Genomic DNA, 20656 nt, shown 5'->3' on the forward strand with positions numbered 1-20656 from the left:
AGATGGACTTCTTGCGGCCCACGACGTGGGAAGAGGCGCTGGCCGCCAAGGCGGACCAGCCGGAGGCGGTGCCCATCCAGGGCGGCACCGACGTGATGGTGGAGCTGAACTTCGACGTGCGCAGGCCGCCGGCGCTGCTCGACCTCAACCGGGTGGCCGAGCTGCGGGACTGGTCGATGGCGGGCGGCCTGTGCCGGGTCGGGGCCGGGGTGTCGTACGCGACGGTCGTCGCGGAGCTCGGCGGGCCGCTGCCGGGGCTCGCCCAGGCCTCGCGCACGGTCGGCTCGCCGCAGATCCGCAACCGCGGATCCGTCGGCGGGAACCTGGGCGCGGCCTCGCCCGCGGGCGACAGCCACCCGCCGCTGCTGGCGGCGGGAGCGGTGGTCGAGGTGGAGTCGCGCGAGCGCGGGGTCCGGATGATCCCGGCCACGGAGTTCTACCTCGGGGTCAAGCGCAGCGCGCTGGAGCCGGACGAGCTGATCAGGGCCGTGCACGTGCCGCCCGCCACCGGGCCCCAGTACTTCTCCAAGGTCGGCACGCGCAACGCGATGGTGATCGCGGTGTGCTCGTTCGCGGTCGCGCTGCACCCCCGGGGGCGGCGGGTCGGCACCGGCATCGGCTCGGCCGCGCCCACCCCGCGCCGGGCGCTGGAGGCCGAGGACCTGCTGGCCCGCGAGCTCGACTGGGACGCGCCGCTCGACCCCGCGCTGCTGCGGCGCTTCGGCGAGCTGTGCGCGCGGGCCGCCGCGCCGATCGACGACGTGCGCGGCACCGCCGCCTACCGCGTGCACGCCATCGGCGTGATGGCCCGCCGCACGCTCACCTGGGCCTGGAACGACCACCTGGAAAAGAGGGCCGCCTGATGCGCGTCACCTTCACCGTCAACGGCCGCGAGGAGATCGCCGAGAACGTCTGGGAGGGCGAGAGCCTCCTGTACGTGCTGCGCGAGCGCCTCGGCCTGCCCGGCTCCAAGAACGCGTGCGAGCAGGGCGAGTGCGGCTCGTGCACGGTCTACCTCGACGGCCTGCCGGTCTGCGCCTGCCTGGTGGCCGCCGGGCAGGCCGAGGGGCGGCGGGTGCGTACCGTGGAGGGGCTGGCCGACGGCGACCGGCTCGACCCGGTGCAGGAGGCGTTCGTCGAGTGCGGGGCCGTGCAGTGCGGCTTCTGCACGCCGGGGCTGCTGGTGCAGGCCCACCACCTGCTCGAACGCGTGCCCCGGCCGTCGGACGCCGAGATCAGGGAGGCGCTGGCGGGCAACCTGTGCCGGTGCACCGGCTACGAGAAGATCCTCGACGCGGTGCGCCTGGCCGCCTCCCGGAAGGCGGCCGGATGAGCGTCCTCATCGAGAACGTGTACATCGCCCCTGTCGCCGGCCCCGAGATCGAATCCGGATATATCAGGATCGATGGGGACCGGATCGCCGAGCTCGGCGCCGGGCCCGCGCCCGCCGTCCCCGGCGCCTCGCGCATCGACGGCACCGGCTGCCTGGCCACCCCCGGCCTGGTCAACACCCACCACCACCTGTACCAGTGGGCCTCGCAGGGGCTGGCGCAGGACGCGACGCTGTTCGAGTGGCTGGTGGCGCTCTACCGGGTGTGGGCGGCCATGGACGCCGAGGTGGTCAAGGGCGCGGCCCAGGCCGGGCTGAGCTGGCTGGCGCTGTCGGGCTGCACCACCTCCAGCGACCACCACTACGTCTTCCCCAAGGGCCGGGGCGACCTCCTCGCGGCCGAGATCGAGGCCGCCCGCGAGGTGGGCCTCAGGTTCCACCCCGCGCGCGGCTCCATGGACCGGGGGGAGTCGAAGGGCGGGCTGCCGCCGGACGTCGTGGTCGAGGAGCTGGACGACATCCTGGCCGCCACGGCCGAGGCCGTGGACGCCTATCACGACCCCTCGTTCTCCTCCATGCTGCGCGTGGTGGTCGCGCCGTGCTCGCCGTTCTCGGCCAGCGCCGAGCTGATGACCGAGTCCGCCGCCCTGGCCCGGGCCAAGGGCGTACGCCTGCACACCCACCTCGCCGAGACCCTCGACGAGGACGAGCACTGCCTGCGGGAGTTCGGGCTGCGCCCGGTCGACTACATGGAGAAGCTGGGCTGGCTGGGCCCGGACGTGTGGTTCGCGCACGCCGTGCACCTGAGCGACGCCGACATCGGCAAGCTGGCCGCCACCGGCACCGGCTCCGCGCACTGCCCCTCCTCGAACGGGCGCCTCGGCGCGGGGATCGCCCGCGTGTCGGAGCTGCTGCGTCGCGGCGCGAACGTGGGGCTCGGCGTGGACGGCAACGCCTCCTCCGAGCTGACCGCGCTGGCCGGGGAGATGCGGCAGGCCCTGCTGTTCCAGCGCGCCAGGTACGGCCCCGAGGCGCTCACCGCCAGGCAGGCCCTGGAGCTGGCCACGCTGGGCGGCGCCCGCAACCTCGGCCGGGAGGGCGAGCTCGGGTCGCTGGAGCCCGGCAAGCTGGCCGACGTCGCCCTGTGGCGGGTCGACGGGCCGTACACCGCCGCCGTCGCCGACCCGGTGTGCGCGCTCGTCTTCGGGCCCGTGCCGCCGCTGGCCAGGGTGCTGGTCGGGGGGCGTACGGTGGTGGCCGACGGCGAGTTAAGGACCGTCGCCCAGGACGCGGCCGGGCGGGCGGGCGCCGCGGCGCACCGGCGGCTGATGCGGCTCGCGGAGGAACGCGGGATCACCGCCGCCAAGGAGGTCCACCAGGATCAGGGCGACGCCGGAACCTGACGGGACCCCTGCCGCACGCTGGCGCTCTCGGGCTTGCTGTCACTCGTCATGGGACCCATCGTGTCCGGGCCACTAAGGTGTAAATGTCCGAAACGAGCAGGAAAGGCGGTCCCGTGTCGGCGGAACTCCCAGACGAGCGGCTGGCGCAGCTCAGGAACACTTTCGCGTCGATCGACACCGACGGCGACGGCTACATCAGCGAGGCCGAGCTGAAGCGGCACTTCCCCGACCTCCCGGCGGAGGCGCTCGGGGCGATGAGCCAGGAGGCCGACTCCGACCAGGACGGCCGCTACTCGCTGGAGGAGTTCATCCGGACGCTCTCATAGGGCCGACAGCGCGCGTTCCAGCGGGGTGCGGAAGCGGGGGGTCACCGTGATCCCGCCCAGCCAGGAGGCCAGCCCGGCCACCTCGGCCTCGATCGCGGCCCGCGCGTCCGCACCCACGTCCGCGCCCGGCAGGGCGCGCCACACGATCTCGCCGCCGGGCCGCTGTGCCCAGCCGCCCACCACCCGGCCGTCCCACCAGACGGTGGGGCCCACGTTCCCGCTGCGGTCGAACAGCTCGGCCCGGTGCTCCGGCGGTAGGTACCAGTCGCGGGCCTGCCAGCCCATCGGCGTCGGGTCGAGCGCGGGCAGCAGCGCCGCCCACGGCTCGGGCGCCACGACCTCTTCCCGCTCGTCAGGCAGGTCGTCCGGCAGCACGTAGCCCGTGCCCTCGTCCAGCTCCACCGCCACCGCGCCGGTGGCGGCCAGGGCCCGGCGCACGTCCTTGAGCGTCCAGCCGGTCCACCACTTGAGGTCCGCCTCCGTGCCCGGGCCGAACGCCGCCAGCCACCGGGCCACCAGCGCCGCCTGCGCCTCGTGCGCGGCCAGCTCGGCCATCTCCGGGGCCAGGCCCCAGTAGTGCGTGCCGCTGACCCACGTGCCGGACACGCGGGCCCGCCGTACCAGGAGGCCGTCCATCGCCATCAGGGCGAGCAGGCGCGAGCCCAGGCTCACCACGCCCTCGTACGGCTTGCCCACCGCCACCGTGAACCGCTCGCGCAGCCGCGGCTCCAGCGCCCCCAGCTCGGCCGCCGTGGCGTCGCCCGACTCGGCCAGCAGCCGCAGCACCGACGCCTCGACGTCCTTGAGCCGGGTCTCGTCCCAGCCACCCGACGCGATCACCTTCAGCACGGACGCGCGCTCCCTGCGGGCGATCGCCGGCATCGAGGAGTGGTGCACGACCGGCACCAGCTCCGCCGGGACCACGAAGACCGTGCGCCGCATGCCGGTCATCCGCACCAGCGTGCGGTCGGCGTACAGGGCCCGCTCGACCGGCTCCGGGCCGGGGGCCGCCAGGCGCGCGCCCGCCGACAGGAACACCGTCGCCGGGTCGGTGCCGTGCAGCGCCACCACGGACTCCGCCGCCTCCTCCGGCGTGGCGGCCTTGCGCGCCAGCCGGTGCCGCAGGGCCAGCCGCACCTGCCGCTGTCTCGTCGTCATCCGCACAAAGGCCCCCTTTCCCGCAGTGAGCCTAGTTGGAGGATCACACACCTGACGACAGGTGCGGCGGGCAGCGGTTGATGGGCTTGTGCATAGGTTCGCGGGGAGATCGCTTGTTTCACTTGAGGTCACCCCCTGAACCTGGAGTGACTCATGAAGAGTGAGGTGCATCCGGTCGACGCCCGCCTGCCGGCCGCGCAGCTCGGCACGCTCGGGCTGCAGCACGTGCTGGCGATGTACGCGGGCGCCGTCGCGGTGCCGCTCATCGTGGGCGGTGCGCTCGACCTGCCTCCCGACCAGCTCGCGTACCTGATCAACGCCGACCTGCTGATCAGCGGCATCGCCACGCTCATCCAGTGCGTCGGGGTGTGGCGGTTCGGGGTCCGGCTGCCGATCATGCAGGGCTGCACGTTCGCGGCCGTCACCCCGATGGTGCTGATCGGCACCACCCAGGGCGGCCTGCCGGCCATCTACGGCGCGGTCATCGTGTCGGGGCTGCTCGTCGTGGCCGTCGCCCCCTACTTCGCCCGGATCGTCAGGTTCTTCCCGCCGCTGGTCACCGGCACCATCATCACCATCATCGGGATCTCGCTGCTGCCGGTCGCCGCCCGCTGGGCCGCCGGGGGCGCGGGCAGCCCGTCGTACGGGGAACCGCGCAACATCGCCATGGCCGCGGCCGTGCTGCTGTTCATCCTCGCGATCTACCGGCTGTCCAAGGGATTCCTGGGCCGGGTGGCCGTGCTGGCCGGCATCGTGGCGGGCACGCTCGTGGCGATCCCGCTCGGGTTCACGGACTTCTCGAACGTCGGCTCGGCCGACCTGTTCGGGATCAGCACGCCGTTCGCGTTCGGGATGCCCACGTTCCAGGTCACGGCGATCATCTCGATGTGCGTGGTCATGCTCGTCTCCATGACCGAGACGACCGGCGACTTCGTGGCGGTGGCCGAGATGACCGGCTCGGAGCTCACCCCGCGGCGGCTGGCCGACGGGTTGCGGGCCGACGGGTTCTCCACCGCGCTGGGCGGCGTGTTCAACACCTTCCCCTACACCGCCTACGCCCAGAACGTCGGGCTCGTCGGGCTGACCGGCGTACGCAGCCGCTGGGTCGTCGCCACCGCCGGCGGCATCCTCGTGCTGCTCGGCCTGATCCCCGTGCTCGGCGCGGTGATCGCGGCCATCCCGCAGCCGGTGCTCGGCGGCGCGGGCATCGCCATGTTCGGCACCGTGGCCGCCTCCGGCATCCGCACGCTGGCGAAGGTGAGCTTCGAGGGCAACCACAACCTGGTCATCGTGGCGGTCTCCCTCGGCGTGGCCGCCATCCCGGTCGGCGTGCCGGACTTCTACGACAAGTTCCCCGACTGGGCCCAGACCATCCTCAACAGCGGCATCAGCACGGGCAGCCTGCTGGTGATCCTCCTGAACCTCGTCTTCAACCACCTGCGCCCCGCCCAGCGCGCGAGCTGAGCGGGCCGGGATGTGATGATGAGTCACGCCTTCCTGCCCGCTCGCACCGGGCAGGAAGGCGTGTCAGGACATTGTTCATCATCAGGTGGGAGTTCGTAGTGGTTCAGCACGTACTGGTCGCCCCCGACAAGTTCAAGGGGACGCTGACGGCGGCCGAGGTGGCATCCCGGGTGTCGGCAGGGCTCGGCGTGCCCACGGTCGAGCTGCCCGTCGCCGACGGGGGCGACGGCACCGTCGACGCGGCGGTGGCGGCCGGATTCGGCCGGATCACGATCGAGGTCACCGGCCCCACCGGCGAGCGGATCCCCGCCTCCTACGCCTGGCACCCCAACGGCACCGCCGTGGTCGAGCTGTCGGAGGCGTCCGGGCTGCGCCGGCTGCCCGGCGGGCGCGAGCCCCTGACCGCCACCAGTTACGGCACCGGCGAGCTGGTCGCCGACGCCGTGCGCCGGGGCGCCGAGCGGGTGGTCCTGGGCCTGGGCGGCAGCGCGTGCACCGATGGGGGAGCGGGCATGGCGCAGGCCCTGGGCGCCCGCCTGCTGGACGCCGGCGGCGCCGAGCTGTCCCGGGGCGGGGCGGCGCTGCAGGCGCTGGCCCGTATCGACATGTCGGGCTTCCTGGACGTCTCGGGCGTCGAGTTCGTGGTGGCCAGCGACGTGGACAACCCCCTGCTCGGCCCGCACGGCGCCGCCGCCGTCTACGGGCCCCAGAAGGGCGCCACACCCGACGACGTCAAGACGCTGGAGGCCGCGCTGTCCCGCCTGGCCGCCGTGGCCACGGCCACGCACGGGCTGATGGGGGCGGTCGAGCACGACGACGTCCCGCGTGCCATGGGCGTGGCGGGAGCGCCGGGGGCGGGGGCGGCCGGCGGGGTCGGGTTCGCGGCGCTGGCGTTCCTGCACGCCGAGCTGCGGCCCGGCATCGACTACCTGCTCGACCTGCTCGGGTTCGGCGAGCTGGTCCAGGGCGCGCGCCTGGTGATCACGGGTGAGGGGTCGCTGGACGAGCAGTCGCTGCGCGGCAAGGCGCCCGTCGGCGTGGCGCAGGCCGCCGCCAGGGCGGGCGTGCCGGTGGTGGCCGTCTGCGGGCGCCGTACGCTCAGCGACGCCGACCTGAAGGCCGCGGGCATCGAGGCCGCCTACGCCCTGACGGACCTGGAGCCCGACCCGGCCCGCTGCATGGCCGAGGCCGGCCCGCTGCTCGAACGCCTGGCCTCCCGGCTCGCCGCCGACCGCCTCCTGGAGGGGACCGGATGACCGGATTCGACACCGAGTTCGACACCGTCGTCAGATCGCGCAGGACCGTCACGCCGGAGGGCGAGCGGGCCGTCGCCGTGGCCGTACGGGGCGAGGTGATCGCCGCCCTGTACGACTACGCCGCCCCGGTCCCCGCCACCGAGGACATCGACCTGCGTGACGTGGCCCTCCTGCCGGGCCTGGTCGACACGCACGTCCACGTCAACGAGCCGGGCCGCACCCACTGGGAGGGCTTCGACTCCGCAACCCGGGCCGCCGCCGCGGGAGGCGTCACCACGATCCTGGACATGCCGCTCAACTCCCTGCCGCCCACCGTCTCCGCCGGGGCGCTCGAGGTCAAACAGCGGGCCGCCGAGGGGCAGTGCCACGTGGACGTCGGCTTCTGGGGCGGCGCGGTGCCCGGCAACGTCAAGGACCTCGCGCCCCTGCACGAGCGCGGCGTCTACGGGTTCAAGTGCTTCATGTCGCCCTCGGGCGTGGACGAGTTCCCGCCGCTGGCCGACGACGAGCTGCGGGAGGCTCTGGAGGAGATCGCCGGGTTCGGCGGGATGATGGTCGTGCACGCCGAGGACCCGGCGCTGCTGGCCGAGCCCGGCGGGCCGACCTACCGGGAGTTCCTCGACTCCCGGCCGGGGGAGTCCGAGCGCAGCGCCGTCGAGCGGGTCGTCCGGCTGGCCGCCGAGACCGGCTGCCGGGTGCACGTCCTGCACGTCTCCAGCGCCGCCTGCCTGGACGTCCTGGAGGCCGCCCAGGCCCGGGGCGTGGCGGTCTCGGCCGAGACCTGCCCGCACTACCTGACGCTGGCGGCCGAGCAGGTGCCCGAGGGCGGGACCGCGTACAAGTGCTGCCCGCCGATCCGCTCCGAGGCCAACCGCGACCTGCTGTGGGACGGGCTCGCGCGGGGGGTGCTGAGCTGTGTGGTGTCCGACCACTCGCCGTCCACGGCCGAGCTCAAGGTGCCCGACTTCGCCGCCGCGTGGGGTGGCATCGCCTCGCTCCAGCTCGGGTTGCCAGCCGTCTGGACGGAGGCCGCGCGCCGGGGGCACCGGCTGGGGGACGTGGTCCGCTGGATGTCGGCCAACCCCGCCGCCCTGGCCGGCATCTCCGGAAAAGGCGGGATAAAGGTCGGAAACGACGCCGATCTGGTGGCCTTCGATCCCGGCGCCGACAACCTGATCGACGCCGCCCGCCTCCACCACAAGAACCCCGTTACCCCCTACCACGGCCGCACCCTCAAGGGCGCCGTCCTGACCACCTGGCTGCGCGGCCACCCGGTGGACGGCACGCCGCACGGACGATTCCTGCCGGGAGCGCAGTAGATGATCCGCTTCACGACCCTGCCCGACCTCGCCCTGCGCACCCTCGGCGGGTCCGTCGTGGCGGCCAGCGACGAGTCGTTCGCCGAGAAGGAGAGCCTGATCCGGCCGGGCCGGCCGGAGTTCTCGCCCGCGACGTTCGGCAACAAGGGGCAGGTGTACGACGGGTGGGAGACCCGCCGCCGCCGCGAAGCCGGCCACGACTGGGCACTCGTACGGCTCGGCCTGCCCGGGGTGATCCGCGGCGTGGTGATCGACACCGCCTGGTTCAAGGGCAACTACCCGCCCCACGCGTCCGTGGCGGCCACCTGCGTGGCGGGCTACCCGTCACCGGCCGAGCTGCTGGCGGCGCCGTGGACGGAGATCGTGCCGAGGTCCGACCTCAAGGGGGACGCCGAGCACCACTTCGAGGTCGCCGACGAGTCCCGGTACACGCACGTACGGCTCAGCATCCACCCCGACGGCGGCGTCGCCCGCCTGCGGGTGCACGGCGAGGTGCGCCCCGACCTGTCCCTCTACGAGGGCCTCGGCCTCGACCTGGCCGCCCTCGCCAACGGCGGTCTGGTCACCGCCTGCTCCGACGAGTTCTACTCCGCGCCCAACAACGTCATCGCGCCGGGACTGGCCCGGCACCAGGCGGAGGGCTGGGAGACGGCCCGGCGGCGGGGCGAGGGCAACGACTGGCTCGTCATCCGGCTGGCCGGGCGCGGGATCGTCCGGCTGGCCGAGATCGACACCACGAACCTGCTGTTCAACGCGCCCGGCGCGGTGTCGCTGACGGGGCTGGACGGGGAGCGCGAGGTGGAGCTCCTGCCCAGGACCCGCCTGCAGCCCGACACGCCGCACCGCTTCCGCCTCGGCCACGCGGAGCCGGTGACGCACGTGCGGGTGGACATCCACCCGGACGGCGGCCTGGCCCGCGTCCGCCTGCACGGCCACCTCGCCTGACGGCATCGAGCGCCCCGGAGCCCCGGGGCGCTCGCCGGCTCACTGCCAGAGGTAGACCGTGGTGCCGGGCGGCCGCTCGCTGTTCGGGAGCGGCCGCTGGTACTGCACCACGCCCCGGTTGCCCAGCCGCTGCACCCGGACCTTGAACCCCAGCGCCTCCAGCTCCGCCTTGGCGTCGTTGATGTTCTTCCCGATCACCCCGGGCACCAGGCTGAACTGCTGGTCGTCGCGGCCCTCGTTGTCGCCGCGGAACCACTGCCAGAAGTCCGTCTGGCAGCGCGCCACCGTGATCATGACCGGCGCGCCCTTGTCCACCTCGGACTTGGCCTTGGGGGACTGGGCGATGACCGTGCACGGCTCGGCGTCGTCATCGACCTCGTTGACCTGCACCTGGAAGCCCTGCTGCCCGAGGTAGCCGGCGGCCTCGTCCTTCGGCATGCCGCCGACGTCGGGCATGACGAGCCCGGCGCTGACGTAGATGTCGATCGAGGCGTTCTTCTTGACCTTCTCGCCCACCTGCGGCGAGGTGCGGATCACCTTGTCGCGCTCGACCTCCTGGTTGGCCAGGCGCTTGACGGAGCCGACCGTCAGGCCCGCCTTGGCGATCGCGGCGCGGGCCTCGTTGCCGGTCATGGCCGACACGTCGGGCACCACGATGCGCTCGGGGCCCAGCGAGGGCACCAGCGTGATCGTGGAGCCCTTCTCCAGCTGGGATTCGGCCGCCGGGTCGGACCGCAGGATCAGGCCCTCGGCCAGCTTCTCGTCATAATGGCCGTCGGCCTCGCGCATCTTCAGGCCGAGCGCGGCGAGGTTCTTCTGGGCCACCGCCAGGTTCTTGCCGACCAGGTTGGGCACGGTGACGTATTCGGGCTGCGCGAAATACCAGCCCGTCAGCCCGACCGCCACCACCATCACGGCGGCGAGCACCACCAGGAACCAGTTGGGCCGGAACCCGCGCCGCCGCGGAACCTCGGCCCGCGGCTGGACCAGCGTGTGGGCGGGGGCGGCCAGCGGCACCGACCGGGCGGCCGACGCGCTCCCGGCCCTCGGCGGCTGGGAGTGCGCGTAGACCGGCCCCGTGCCCGGCGGTGTGGTCGTGCGCGGCAGCAACCGGTGCGCCTCGACCGCCGCCACGAGCATCGCGGTCGCGTCGGCGGGCCGGTCGTGCGGCTCGCGGGCGGTCGCGTGCGCCACCAGCGTGTCGATCAGCGGCGGCACGTCGGGCACCACCGACGACGGCGCCGGCACGGTGTCGTGGACGTGCCGGTAGGCCACCGACATCGGCGTCTCACCGTCGTACGGCTGCTGCCCGGTCACCAGCTCGAACAGCATGATGCCCGCGGCGTAGACGTCGCTGCGCACGTCGGCGGCGCCGGTGGTGACCTGCTCCGGCGCCATGTAGCCGATCGTGCCGATCATCACGCCGGTACGGGTCTGGTTGGTCGCCTCGATCGCCCTGGCCAGGCCGAAGTCGACGACCTTGACCCGGCCGTCGTCGGTCATCAGGACGTTTTCGGGCTTGACGTCGCGGTGCACCAACCCGGCCTGGTGGGCCGCGCCGAGGGCGGCGAGCACCGGGATCATGATCTCGAGCGCCTCACGGGCCGGCAGCCTGCCCCGCTCGCGCAGGATGTCGCGCAGGGTGCGGCCCGGGACGTATTCCATCGACAGGTAGACGACGTCGTTGTCGGTGCCCTGGTCGAAGACGTGCACCACGTTGGGATGGGAGAGGCTGGCCACCGACTTGGCCTCGCCGATGAACCGCCTGACGAAGGCCGGGTCCTCGGCGAGCGAGCGGTGCATGACCTTCAGCGCCACCGTCCGGTCGAGCCGGATGTCCAGCGCGAGGTAGACGGTCGCCATACCGCCCCGGGCGATCCGGCTCTCGATGCGGTAGCGCCCATCGAGGAGCCGCCCGACCAGGGGGTCCGCAGTCGTCGTATCCACCCCGCTGAGTTTACGGGCGTTTTGCCACTGGCAGGGCCCGGGCGCCCGAAACCGATGCGGAGACGTTCCCGTTGGAACGTCCCAGCTTCCGGCGAAGCGGACACGACCCCTCCCAGGTCACGACGGCCACCGGGGTCACGGGCGCCTCCGGGGTCACGGCGTCATCGGGGAGGACGCCTCGGCGTAGCGGCGGCGCGGGATGCGGCCCGCCTGCCGCGCCAGCCGCCCGGCGACCACGGCGCCCTTCATGGCCGCCGCCATGAGGTCGGGCCGCTGCGCCCTGGTGACGGCCGTGGCCAGCAGCACGGCGTCGCAGCCCAGCTCCATCGCCAGCGCGGCGTCGCTCGCCGTGCCGATGCCCGCGTCGAGGATCACCGGCACGCCGGCGGCCTCCACGATGAGCTCGATGTTGTGCGGGTTGCGGATGCCCAGCCCCGAGCCGATCGGCGCCCCCAGGGGCATCACGGCGGCGCAGCCGGCCTGCTCCAGCCGCCGGGCCAGCGCCGGGTCGTCCCCGATGTACGGCAGCACCACGAACCCGTCCGCCACCAGCCGCTCGGCCGCGTCGAACGTCTCGATCGGGTCCGGCAGCAGCGTCCGCTCGTCGGCGATGACCTCCAGCTTGACCCAGTTCGTGCCCAGGGCCTCCCTGGCCATCCGGGCCGTCAGCACGGCCTCGCCCGCGGTGAAGCAGCCGGCCGTGTTGGGCAGCACCTTGATGTCGCGCCTGTGCAGCACGTCCAGCACGGAGCCCCGTGAGCCGGGGTCGAGCCGCCGCATCGCCACCGTGGTCAGCTCGGTCCCCGACGCCGCCAGCGCCTGGTCGAGCACCTCCAGCGAGGGCGCGCCGCCGGTCCCCATGATGAGCCGGGAGGAGAACTTCTCCCCGGCGATGATCAGATCATCCACCTTGCACCGCCGTCAGAACCTCCACGCGGTCACGGTCGCGCAGCGCCGTCGAGTCCCAGGCGCCGCGCGTGACCACCTCGTCGTTCACGGCCACGGCCACTCCGGTGGTGACCGCGGTCAATATGCGTACGGCCTGCGCCACGGTGATGCCGTCGACCACCTTGTGCGCGGCCCCGTTGATGGTAACAATCATGAAATTTCCCGAAATCTCTCCGGCGTGCACAGGGCCGCCAGCTCGCTCTCCTCGCCCAGCAGGATGGCCGTCGTGAGCGGGGCCAGCAGCACGCCGCCCCGGTGGTGCCCGGTCGCGAACGCCAGCCCCGGTGTCCCGCTCGGCCCGATGACCGGCAGGTTGTCCGGTGTCCCCGGCCGCAGCCCCGCCACCACGTCGGCGACCTCCAGCTCGGTGACGCCCGGCACCAGCTCCCTGGCGTCCCGCAGCAGCTCGTAGAGCCCGCCGGCGGTCACCCGGGTGTCGAATCCCAGCTCCTCCTGCGTGGCCCCGACCACCAGCTCGCCGTCGCCCCGGGGGACCAGGTAGACGTACGAGCCGTGCACGGTTCCGCGTACGCACCGGCCGAGCAGCGGCTGCGGCGAGCGCAACCGCATGATCTGCCCCTTGACCGGCCGCACCGGCACCTCGGCCAGCTCGGCGCTCCAGGCCCCGGCCGCCACGACGACCCGCTCGGCCCGCAGCTCGGCGGGGTCGCCGTCCAGGCGCACGCCCGTGACCGCCCCACCTTCGCGCCCGCCCTCGCGCAGCAGCCCCGTCGCGCGGGCCCTGACCAGCGGCACGCCCCTCCGTTCCAGGGCGGCCAGCAGCGCCGCCGTCACGCGGCGCGGGTCGACCCAGGCGTCACCGGCCGCCAGCAGCCCGCCGCGCACGGAGGGTGCCAGCATCGGCTCCAGCCGACGGCACTCCCGCCCGGTCAGCCGCTCGACCGGCAGGCCCAGCTTGTCCATGAACGCCGCCAGCTCGTCCAGCGCCGCCAGGTCGTCGGCCCCGAACGCCACGTCGAGCGTCCCGTCCGACCGGAGATCCAGCCCTCGCCCCGCGCCGGGCCGGTTCGGCCCCTGCCCCGCGTCCGGCCGGTTCGGCCCCTGCTCCGCGCCCGGTCCGGCGGCTTCGTCCAGGCCGGCGTCGGCGGAGAGCTCGGCGGCGAAGGCGGGCCAGCGGCGCAGCGAGGCCATCCCCAGCCGCAGCAGCGGCGCCTCGGTGTAGGTCACCTCGCTGACCGGGGCCAGCATCCCCGCCGCCGCGTGCGAGGCACCCGTGCCCGGAGCCGGGTCGACCACGGTGACCTGCCGCCCCTCACGGGCCATCCGCCAGGCGACGGAAAGCCCGACGACCCCGCCACCCACGATCACGTCCACATGCGCTCCCTTCGCCGGCATGATCCGGATCAGGTGTCTTGCGGTCGAAGGCCCGGTGCAGCCTTCCTCTCAGCCCGGTTACGGCCGGACTCCCGCGCGTCTTACGTCCACAGCCTACGGCCTCGGTGCGACGTCCACGCACCGCCCCCGTTATGGTCATCAACGTGAAGCATGTCGTGGTGGTGGGAGCGGGCCTGGCCGGAGTGCGTACGGTCGAGGCACTGCGCGGGCGCGGGTTCGACGGCCGGATCACCCTGGTGGGCCAGGAGCGCCACCGCCCCTACGACCGCCCGCCCCTGTCCAAGGCCGTCCTGGCCGGCGACGCCGACTCCAGCTACGTCGAGACCGACCTCGAGTCCATGGGCGTCGACTTCTGGCCCGGCGTCAGCGCCAAGTCGCTGCGCGAGGGCGTCGTGGAGACCACCGAGGGCGAGATCGGCTACGACAGCCTGGTCATCGCCACCGGCGCCGAGCCGATCAGGCTGCCCGGCGACGGCCCCCAGCACGTGCTGCGCACCATCGACGACGCCCACGAGCTCAGGGCCATGCTCGTCCCCGGCGCCCGCCTCGCCATCGTCGGCGCCGGCTGGATCGGCGCGGAGGTGGCCACGGCGGCCCGCCGCGCCGGCTGCGAGGTGACGGTGATCGAGTCCGCCGAGACCCCGCTCGCGACCGCCGTCGGCACCGAGATCGGGGCCCGCACCGAGCGCTGGTACGACGGCATCGACCTGCGGCTCGGCACCATGGTCGACTCCGTGGACGAGGGTGGCGTGCGGCTGGTGGGCGGCGAGTTCGTCGAGGCCCACGCGGTCGTCACCGGCATCGGCGTGCGCCCGGCGGTCGAATGGCTGGCCGGCGCCGACATCGACCTCCACAACGGCGTCGTCACCGACGAGCACCTGCGCGCCTCGCTCCCGAACACGGTCGCCGTGGGCGACTGCGCCGCCTGGTGGTCGCGCCGCTGGCAGGTCAGGCTCAGGGTGGAACACTGGGACACCGCGCTCAACGCCCCCGAGGTCGCCGCCGCGACACTGCTGGGGGAGGAAGCCGTGTACGATCCGGTGCCATACTTCTGGTCCGAGCAGTTCGGGCACATGGTGCAATACTCCGGCCACCACCCCGCGGGGGAACGGCTGGTCTATCGAGGAGAGCCCGAGGGCAAGTGGTCGGCCGTCTGGCTCACCGCCGGCGACACCCTCGCCGCGGTGCTCGCCGTGGACCGGCCGCGCGATCTCGTACAGGGGCGGCGGATCATCGAGGCGGGCCACCGCCTCGACGCGGAACGCCTGGTAGATCCACAAGTCCCCCTACGGGATTGTGTTGTTTGAGCAAGGACGGCATGTGGTAGTTGTGGTTTCGTGACGCTTTCTGTTGCACAGATCGACCGGGAGACCGAGCAGCTCGTCGACGAGTGGCTCACGCTCCCCGAAGTGGCCTCGCGCCTTGACCTTTCGATCGGGCGGGCCAAGCAGCTCCTCAAGGACCACAAGCTCCTCGGCGTGCGCCGCGGGAGCGGCGGGCCACAGGTGCCCGCGGTGTTCCTCGATGGGAAGGACGTGATGAAGGGCCTGCCCGGCACGCTGACCGTGTTGCAGGACGCCGGCTACGACGATGTCGAGTCGCTGCGCTGGCTCTTCACCCCAGACGAGTCGCTGCCCGGATCGCCCATAGAGGCGATCAAGGCCGGCCGTCATACCGAGGTCAAGCGGCGTGCCCAAGCCCTCGCTTTCTGAGGCCCGCCTCTATCTCTGCACAGACGGCCGCCGCGACCGCGGCGACCTGGCAGAGTTCCTCGATTCGGTGCTGGCCGGGGGCGTGGACATCATCCAGCTGCGGGAGAAGGGCCTGGAGGCTCGCGAAGAACTCGCGCTCCTCGAGATCTTCCGCGACGCCTGCGACCGGCACGGCAAGCTGCTGGCCGTCAACGACCGGGCGGACATCGCCTACGCCGCCCGGCCCGACGTGCTCCACCTGGGGCAGGACGACCTTCCCGTGACGGTCGCGCGAGAGATACTCGGCGACGACATCGTCATCGGACGGTCCACCCACTCCGCCGCCGAGGCTTCCGCCGCGGCCGTGGAGGAGGGCGTCGACTACTTCTGCTGCGGCCCCGTCTGGCCCACGCCCACCAAGCCGGGCCGCCCGGCCCCCGGCCCGCCGCTGCTCAGGCATGTGGCGTCGCTGGGGACGTCGCGGCCGTGGTTCGGGATCGGCGGCATCGACCTCGCCAACCTCGACGAGGTGATGTCGTACGGCGTGCGCCGGGCGGTGGTGGTCCGGGCGATCACCGACGCCGACGACCCCGGGGCCGCGGCGGCGGAGTTCGCCAAGCGGCTGTCGGCCCGCTGACCCCGAGGCGCCCGCCCTGACAGCGGGCGCCTCCAACGGCCCCGGCTCCGCGGTCCCGGCGGCTCCGGCTCCGCGGGCCCGGCTCCGCGGTCCCGGCGGCTCCGGCTCCGCGGGCCCGGCTCCGCGGTCCTGGCGGCCCCGGCTCCGCGGTCCTGGCCTGCCCGATCGCCGTTTGCCCGCGCGCTTTCACGCGCCGCCGCCGCGCCCGGCTTCCGCGCCCGGCTTCCGCGCCCGGCTTCCGCGCCCGGCTTCCGCGCCCACCGCCGCGCCTAGCTTCCGTGCCCGTTGCTTCCATGCCCGTTCTTCGGGCGCCGCCTTCCGGGCGTCACGTCCGGGAGATGTGGTGGCGGGCTCGGGGCCTCGGCCGGTGTTCGCGCGCCGCTTTCCCGCGCCCGTCCTTCGCGCTGCGGTGCCGTGCCTCCTTCGAGCGTGGCCTGTCCGGTCGCCGCCTGTGCCCGGGCCTGTGCGCCGTCTCCGTGCGCTGCGTACGTGAGGTGTGTTCGGGGTGCGAGGCCGTCGGCCCGTTACGGCGCGTTGGGTCCAGGCCCGGTGGCCAGCGGAGCGGGGTGGTCAGGTTTTGCGGGAGGTGGCGGCGATGGCGAGGTCGGTGAGGGCGGCGCGGGAGTCGGGGGTGACCGGGGCCGCGTCGAGCGCCGCCAGCGCCTCCCCCAGGTAGTCGCCGATCAGGTCCTCGCATTCCTGCAGCGCACCCGTGTCGTCGATGATCCGCCGCAGTGACGCCACCCCGCGCTCGTCCAGCGCCGGATCCCCCAGCAGCCGCCGCACCGTGGCGGCCTGCGCCGGGGAGGCGGCCGCGAGCGTGCGGGCCACCAGCATCGTGCGCTTGCCCTCCCGCAGGTCGTCCCCCGCGGGCTTGCCCGTCTGGGCCGGGTCGCCGAACACCCCCAGGATGTCGTCGCGGAGCTGGAACGCGATCCCGACCCGCCTGCCGTAGCCGGTGCACAGGTCGTCCATCCACGGCGCGAGCTCCCGGGCGGCGAGCACCAGGCCGAGCCTGAGCGGCTGCTCCACCGAGTATTTGCCGCTCTTGTACAGCGCCACCCGCAGCGCCGAGTCGAACGTGTTCTCCCCGTGCGCCTGCTCCAGCAGGTCGAGGTATTGCCCGCACATCAGCTCGGTGCGCATGTGGTCGTGGACCGGCTGGGCGGCCTCCAGCGACTCGCGCGGCAGGCCGCTGGCCCGCCACATCTCGCCCGACCAGATCAGCAGCAGGTTGCCCAGCAGGATCGCGGCGCCCTCGCCGAACTGCTGCGCCGAGCCGTACCAGCCGGACTTCTCGTGCATCGCCTGGAAGCGGCGGTGCGCGGACGGCATGCCCCTGCGCAGGTCGCTCTTGTCCATCACGTCGTCGTGCACCAGCGCGCTGGCCTGGAGCAGCTCAAGAGAGGCGGCGGCGCGGAAGACGCCGGGCTCGTCCGTGCCGCCCGCGCCGCGCCAGCCCCAGTAACAGAACGCCGGACGCAGCCGCTTGCCGCCGGACAGCAGCTCGTCGGCCGCCGTGCGCAGCGGGGCGAACTCGGGGTCGCCGCCGGGGGGCAGCTGCCGTTCGACGAACTCTCCGAGGGCACGCTCCACCTGCGTGCGCAAGGTGTCCATGCCGGCGGCGTCAGTGGTCATGTCATGAGACTAGTGGCCGGATGTACGCGATCGGATTGCCAGGTGTCCCGTCTGGCCCGGTGGCTCGGAAGATGTAGCGGTAGCCTTGGGGCCATGGCGCTTGGTCGACCCTCCATCCGGCCCGATCGTGTTCCCACCGTCCGCGACATGCTCGCCGCGGGTGGCCGGTCGTTCTCGTTCGAGTTCTTCCCCCCGAAGACCGACGAGGGCGAGCGGCAGCTCTGGCGGGCGATCAGGGAGCTGGAGTCGCTGCGGCCGACGTTCGTCTCGGTGACGTACGGCGCGGGCGGCTCCACGCGTGACCGCACGGTCGACATCGTGGAGCGGATCGCCCACGACACCACGCTCACGCCTGTGGCGCATTTCACCGCGGTCAACCACTCCGTCCGCGAGCTGCGCCACCTCGTGGGGCGCTTCGCCGACGCCGGCGTGCGCAACATCCTGGCCGTCCGCGGCGACCCTCCGGGCGACCCGACGGCCGAGTGGGTGCAGCACCCGGAGGGCGTGCTCTACGCCGAGGAGCTGGTGCGCCTGATCAGGCAGTCGGGCGACTTCTGCGTGGGCGTGGCCGCCTTCCCCTACAAGCACCCCCGCTCGCCGTCCATCGAGTCCGACACCGAATACTTCGTCCGCAAGTGCGAGGCGGGCGCCGACTACGCGATCACCCAGATGTTCTTCCAGGCGGAGGACTACCTGCGGCTGCGTGACCGGGTGGCGGCCAGGGACTGCGAGACGCCGATCATCCCGTGCATCATGCCGGTCACCCAGATGAGCACGATCGCGCGCTCCGAGCAGCTGTCGGGGGCGCCGTTCCCGCCGGACGTGGCGGCCAGGTTCGAGGCGGTCAAGGACGATCCGGCGGCGGTGCGGCGGCTGGGCATCGAGCACGGGGCCGAGCTGTGCCAGCGGCTGCTCGACGAGGGCGCGCCGGGCATCCACTTCATCACGTTCAACCGGTCGAGCGCGTCCCGCGAGGTGTTCCAGCGGCTCGACCGCATCCCGCTGACCGCCTGAGCCGGGCAGTCCGGCCACCCGCCCGCAGGGGGACCGGGCGGGTGTCGGACGGCGGCCGGATCGGTAAAGGGTCGGTTACTTTCCGTGATTAAGGTCTGCCCGGCGTCATGCCACGGCAAACCCTCAGGTCACAGGTTCATCAGGCGTGACACTCAGGTCAGCGGCAGGGGGCGGCCCGCGATGGCGTATTCCTCGTGGCCGCCCGGGAAGACGAACCTCGTCAGCAGGTCCGTGAAGCCCATGCTGGCGTAGAGGTGGCGGGCGGCGGTGGGCCGGTCGTGGGTGGACAGGACGGCCGACCGCTCGCGGCGGCCGGCGCACAGCGTCCTGATCATCGCGCGGCCGATGCCCTTGCCCTGGTAGTCGGGGTGCACGTGGATCTCGGCCAGCTCGAACGCGAACCCGAGCCAGGCGTTGGCGGCCTCCTGGCCGAGCTGATCCTCCAGGCCCCTGAGGACGACGTCGTGCCACCATTGCCCGGGCGCGCCCCGGAAACCGTACGCGAAACCGACGACTCTGGGTTCGGGGGCGGGCAACTCGGGGGATGAATCACGCAATTCAGCGAAATAACACTGAAAATGGGGATATGTCCCATGATTTCGCATGATGGTCTTGCGGCCGGTGATCTGGTCCACGGGTGGGTCCATCGCCGCCGTGTAAATCTCGATCACCGTCTCCAGCCGCTCGGTGAACTCGGCCGGACCGGCCCCGCGAAACTCGATCACCCGTCGCACACTACTCGACGTCCACCGGGGTGCCCCCGGTGATCCGCACGAGCTCGTCGAACGTCGTCGGGAACACCGTCAGCGGATGCCCGCCCGCCGCCCACACCACCTCGTGCTTGCTCAGCCAGTTGTCCACCAGGGTGCGCACGGGCGCGGGGTGCCCGACCGGGGCCACGCCGCCGATGGGCTGGCCGGTGGCCTCCCTGACGAACTCCGGCGTCGCCCGGCGTACCCGCCGGACGCCCGCCGTACGTGCGACGAGCTCCACGTCCACGCGGTGCGCGCCGCTGGTCAGTACGAGCAGCGGGGCCCCGTCCGCGTCGAAGATCAGGCTGTTGGCGATGGCGCCGACCTCGCACCCGAGCTGGGCCGCCGCGGTGGCCGCCGTCGGAGCCTTCTCCGGCAGGACCACGATCTCGCCGCTCGCCCCGAGTTCGCGCAGCGCGGATTCAACGACGACGGCATTCGCCGGCAACTTCTCAGACATGAAGACACTCTAAACAGGTTGACGGCTTGATTACCTATTCATGGTGAGTGGTGTAGGGTCCTCTGATCTGTTCTTTAAGTCGGTGAGAGGTGGTATGCGTGGTGGCTCGACGGCTGCCCGGGGTGGCTGCTCTCCTGACGGCCTGCGCGGTCGTCGTCTCGGGTTGCGGCACGCAGGCGGAGCGGCGTACCGACGCCTCGCCCGGCGCCACGGCCGCCACCTCCTCGGCGGCCGGCCGGAGCGGCCCGTCCGCCACACCCTCCACCACCGAGCCGGCGGTCACCGCCCCTCGCAAGACCCTCAAACTGGGCGCCAAGGGCAAGTCCGTCACCTGGCTGCAGAAGCGGCTGATCGAGCTCGGCTACCGGCCCGGCAAGGTCGACGGCCGGTACGGCGGCACGACGCTGGCGGCCGTGTGGGCGTTCCAGAAGGTCAACGGCATCAGGCCGAGCAGCACCGTCGCGAAGCGGACCTGGGAGGCCCTGGAGGCGCCGAAGGCGCCCAAGGTCCTGGTCAGGAACGGCAAGCCGACCCGCGCCGAGGTCAACCTGACCAAGCAGGTCATGGTGATGTACGTGGACGGTGAGGTCGAGCTGATCACCCACATCTCCTCCGGCAGCGGCGTCCCCTACTGCGAGACCACCACCTGGCAGGGCAAGGAGCAGCAGTTCTGCGGCTCGGCCAGCACCCCGACCGGCAACTACCGGACGACGTGGCGCACGAGCGGCTGGCACAAGTCGTACCTGGGCGAGCTCTACAACCCGATCTTCTTCAACGGCGGCATCGCGTTCCACGGGGCGCTGTCCGTGCCGCTCCACCCGGCCTCCCACGGGTGCGTGCGCATGCCGATGAACGTGGCCGAGGTGCTGCCCGGGATGCTCGGCAAGGGCGTGCCGGTGCACGTGCGGGGCAAGTTCAAGCGCCCCTGAGCCCGGCGTAACGTCCGCATAACCGGATTCGGTGACGGGCGGGTTATCGCCGTTCTGGTGGGCTTCCTCCTGACTTTGGAGGG

21 protein-coding genes and 1 riboswitch are annotated in these 20656 nt (G+C 72.9%); of the genes, 13 read left to right on the plus strand and 8 right to left on the minus strand.

The features are described from left to right. Window positions 1–2 precede the first annotated feature (2 nt). The 4 genes from ACBJ59_RS06165 to ACBJ59_RS06180 all read left to right on the plus strand — a co-directional run bounded on the left by ACBJ59_RS06165 (window position 3) and on the right by ACBJ59_RS06180 (window position 3059). A complete protein-coding gene (locus tag ACBJ59_RS06165; protein WP_375109194.1) occupies window positions 3–863 on the plus strand; it encodes an FAD binding domain-containing protein in 861 nt (286 codons plus the stop codon). Beyond that, window positions 863–1333, plus strand: coding sequence for a (2Fe-2S)-binding protein (locus ACBJ59_RS06170; RefSeq protein WP_375109195.1), 471 nt, complete (start codon window positions 863–865; stop codon window positions 1331–1333). The genes ACBJ59_RS06165 and ACBJ59_RS06170 overlap by 1 nt, the downstream gene beginning before the upstream one ends. Further along, window positions 1330–2733, plus strand: coding sequence for an 8-oxoguanine deaminase (locus ACBJ59_RS06175; RefSeq protein WP_375109196.1), 1404 nt, complete (start codon window positions 1330–1332; stop codon window positions 2731–2733). Before ACBJ59_RS06170 ends, ACBJ59_RS06175 begins: the two co-directional genes overlap by 4 nt. 113 nt (window positions 2734–2846) lie before the next feature. Next, entirely contained in the window at window positions 2847–3059 is a 213-nt protein-coding gene (locus ACBJ59_RS06180) for an EF-hand domain-containing protein (RefSeq protein ID WP_364136688.1), read from the plus strand. Here ACBJ59_RS06180 and ACBJ59_RS06185 read toward each other — a convergent pair. Next, window positions 3054–4217, minus strand: coding sequence for a winged helix DNA-binding domain-containing protein (locus ACBJ59_RS06185; protein WP_375109197.1), 1164 nt, complete (start codon window positions 4215–4217; stop codon window positions 3054–3056). The two genes, ACBJ59_RS06180 and ACBJ59_RS06185, sit on opposite strands and share 6 nt — an antisense overlap. Before the next feature lie 153 nt (window positions 4218–4370). On the opposite strand from ACBJ59_RS06185, the gene ACBJ59_RS06190 reads away from it, so the two are divergent. The 4 genes from ACBJ59_RS06190 (at window position 4371) to alc (ending at window position 9201) form a co-directional block, all read left to right on the plus strand. Then, window positions 4371–5681 carry a nucleobase:cation symporter-2 family protein gene (locus ACBJ59_RS06190; protein ID WP_375109198.1) on the plus strand — a complete coding sequence of 437 codons (1311 nt, stop codon included), beginning with the start codon at window positions 4371–4373 and terminating at the stop codon, window positions 5679–5681. 98 nt (window positions 5682–5779) lie between these two features. Next, window positions 5780–6937, plus strand: coding sequence for a glycerate kinase (locus ACBJ59_RS06195; protein WP_375109199.1), 1158 nt, complete (start codon window positions 5780–5782; stop codon window positions 6935–6937). Continuing rightward, window positions 6934–8256 (plus strand): allantoinase AllB, encoded by a 1323-nt coding sequence (allB, locus tag ACBJ59_RS06200; protein WP_375109200.1) that lies wholly within the window; start codon window positions 6934–6936, stop codon window positions 8254–8256. The genes ACBJ59_RS06195 and allB overlap by 4 nt, the downstream gene beginning before the upstream one ends. Next, a complete protein-coding gene (gene alc, locus ACBJ59_RS06205) occupies window positions 8257–9201 on the plus strand; it encodes an allantoicase (RefSeq protein ID WP_375109201.1) in 945 nt (314 codons plus the stop codon). Between the two features lie 39 nt (window positions 9202–9240). Here the strand turns inward: alc and pknB are convergent, their stop codons facing one another. The 4 genes from pknB to ACBJ59_RS06225 form a co-directional block, all read right to left on the minus strand. Continuing rightward, complete coding sequence (gene pknB / locus ACBJ59_RS06210) at window positions 9241–11148, minus strand: Stk1 family PASTA domain-containing Ser/Thr kinase (protein WP_375109202.1); 1908 nt, start codon at window positions 11146–11148, stop codon at window positions 9241–9243. A 153-nt stretch (window positions 11149–11301) separates the two neighbouring features. Next, entirely contained in the window at window positions 11302–12057 is a 756-nt protein-coding gene (locus ACBJ59_RS06215) for a thiazole synthase (protein WP_375109203.1), read from the minus strand. Further along, window positions 12050–12250 carry a sulfur carrier protein ThiS gene (thiS, locus tag ACBJ59_RS06220; RefSeq protein ID WP_375109204.1) on the minus strand — a complete coding sequence of 67 codons (201 nt, stop codon included), beginning with the start codon at window positions 12248–12250 and terminating at the stop codon, window positions 12050–12052. Before thiS ends, ACBJ59_RS06215 begins: the two co-directional genes overlap by 8 nt. Further along, window positions 12247–13431, minus strand: coding sequence for an FAD-dependent oxidoreductase (locus ACBJ59_RS06225; RefSeq protein WP_375109205.1), 1185 nt, complete (start codon window positions 13429–13431; stop codon window positions 12247–12249). Before ACBJ59_RS06225 ends, thiS begins: the two co-directional genes overlap by 4 nt. Further along, window positions 13421–13537, minus strand: a riboswitch (TPP riboswitch). It overlaps the preceding gene by 11 nt. Before the next feature lie 58 nt (window positions 13538–13595). Between ACBJ59_RS06225 and ACBJ59_RS06230 the strand changes: the two genes are divergently transcribed. The 3 genes from ACBJ59_RS06230 to thiE are packed head-to-tail and all read left to right on the plus strand — an operon-like array spanning window position 13596 to window position 15780. After that, complete coding sequence (locus ACBJ59_RS06230; protein ID WP_375109206.1) at window positions 13596–14759, plus strand: NAD(P)/FAD-dependent oxidoreductase; 1164 nt, start codon at window positions 13596–13598, stop codon at window positions 14757–14759. Between the two features lie 30 nt (window positions 14760–14789). Beyond that, a complete protein-coding gene (locus ACBJ59_RS06235) occupies window positions 14790–15164 on the plus strand; it encodes an Rv2175c family DNA-binding protein (protein WP_364136707.1) in 375 nt (124 codons plus the stop codon). After that, on the plus strand, window positions 15142–15780 hold the full coding sequence (gene thiE, locus ACBJ59_RS06240; RefSeq protein WP_375109207.1) for a thiamine phosphate synthase: 639 nt from the start codon (window positions 15142–15144) through the stop codon (window positions 15778–15780). Before ACBJ59_RS06235 ends, thiE begins: the two co-directional genes overlap by 23 nt. A gap of 570 nt (window positions 15781–16350) precedes the next feature. Here the strand turns inward: thiE and ACBJ59_RS06245 are convergent. Then, window positions 16351–17418, minus strand: a complete 1068-nt coding sequence (locus ACBJ59_RS06245) for a polyprenyl synthetase family protein (RefSeq protein ID WP_375109208.1) — start codon at window positions 17416–17418, stop codon at window positions 16351–16353. A gap of 93 nt (window positions 17419–17511) precedes the next feature. Here ACBJ59_RS06245 and metF point away from each other — a divergent pair, with 93 nt between their 5' ends. Then, window positions 17512–18432, plus strand: coding sequence for a methylenetetrahydrofolate reductase [NAD(P)H] (gene metF / locus ACBJ59_RS06250; RefSeq protein ID WP_375109210.1), 921 nt, complete (start codon window positions 17512–17514; stop codon window positions 18430–18432). A gap of 152 nt (window positions 18433–18584) precedes the next feature. On the opposite strand, the gene ACBJ59_RS06255 is transcribed toward metF, so the two are convergent. Together ACBJ59_RS06255 and ACBJ59_RS06260 are read right to left on the minus strand one after the other, a co-directional pair. Continuing rightward, complete coding sequence (locus tag ACBJ59_RS06255; RefSeq protein WP_375109211.1) at window positions 18585–19157, minus strand: GNAT family N-acetyltransferase; 573 nt, start codon at window positions 19155–19157, stop codon at window positions 18585–18587. Between the two features lie 10 nt (window positions 19158–19167). Further along, the gene (locus tag ACBJ59_RS06260; RefSeq protein ID WP_375109212.1) at window positions 19168–19644 is read right to left on the minus strand and encodes a YbaK/EbsC family protein; all 477 of its coding nucleotides are present in this window, start codon (window positions 19642–19644) and stop codon (window positions 19168–19170) included. Window positions 19645–19742: 98 nt separating this feature from the next. Here ACBJ59_RS06260 and ACBJ59_RS06265 point away from each other — a divergent pair, with 98 nt between their 5' ends. Next, entirely contained in the window at window positions 19743–20573 is an 831-nt protein-coding gene (locus ACBJ59_RS06265; protein ID WP_375109213.1) for a L,D-transpeptidase family protein, read from the plus strand. Window positions 20574–20656 lie beyond the last annotated feature (83 nt).

Source organism: Nonomuraea sp. MTCD27, from assembly GCF_041950495.1.
GTDB lineage: Bacteria > Actinomycetota > Actinomycetes > Streptosporangiales > Streptosporangiaceae > Nonomuraea.

Excerpts from the sequence above, each read along its gene's own strand:
- ACBJ59_RS06165 (WP_375109194.1), top strand. The coding sequence starts at position 3 with ATGGACTTCTTGCGGCCCACGACGTGGGAAGAGGCGCTGGCCGCCAAG.
- ACBJ59_RS06170 (WP_375109195.1), top strand. The coding sequence starts at position 863 with ATGCGCGTCACCTTCACCGTCAACGGCCGCGAGGAGATCGCCGAGAAC.
- ACBJ59_RS06175 (WP_375109196.1), top strand. The coding sequence starts at position 1,330 with ATGAGCGTCCTCATCGAGAACGTGTACATCGCCCCTGTCGCCGGCCCC.
- ACBJ59_RS06185 (WP_375109197.1), bottom strand. The coding sequence starts at position 4,217 with ATGACGACGAGACAGCGGCAGGTGCGGCTGGCCCTGCGGCACCGGCTG.
- ACBJ59_RS06190 (WP_375109198.1), top strand. The coding sequence starts at position 4,371 with ATGAAGAGTGAGGTGCATCCGGTCGACGCCCGCCTGCCGGCCGCGCAG.
- allB (WP_375109200.1), top strand. The coding sequence starts at position 6,934 with ATGACCGGATTCGACACCGAGTTCGACACCGTCGTCAGATCGCGCAGG.
- alc (WP_375109201.1), top strand. The coding sequence starts at position 8,257 with ATGATCCGCTTCACGACCCTGCCCGACCTCGCCCTGCGCACCCTCGGC.
- thiS (WP_375109204.1), bottom strand. The coding sequence starts at position 12,250 with ATGATTGTTACCATCAACGGGGCCGCGCACAAGGTGGTCGACGGCATC.
- ACBJ59_RS06245 (WP_375109208.1), bottom strand. The coding sequence starts at position 17,418 with ATGACCACTGACGCCGCCGGCATGGACACCTTGCGCACGCAGGTGGAG.
- metF (WP_375109210.1), top strand. The coding sequence starts at position 17,512 with ATGGCGCTTGGTCGACCCTCCATCCGGCCCGATCGTGTTCCCACCGTC.
- ACBJ59_RS06260 (WP_375109212.1), bottom strand. The coding sequence starts at position 19,644 with ATGTCTGAGAAGTTGCCGGCGAATGCCGTCGTCGTTGAATCCGCGCTG.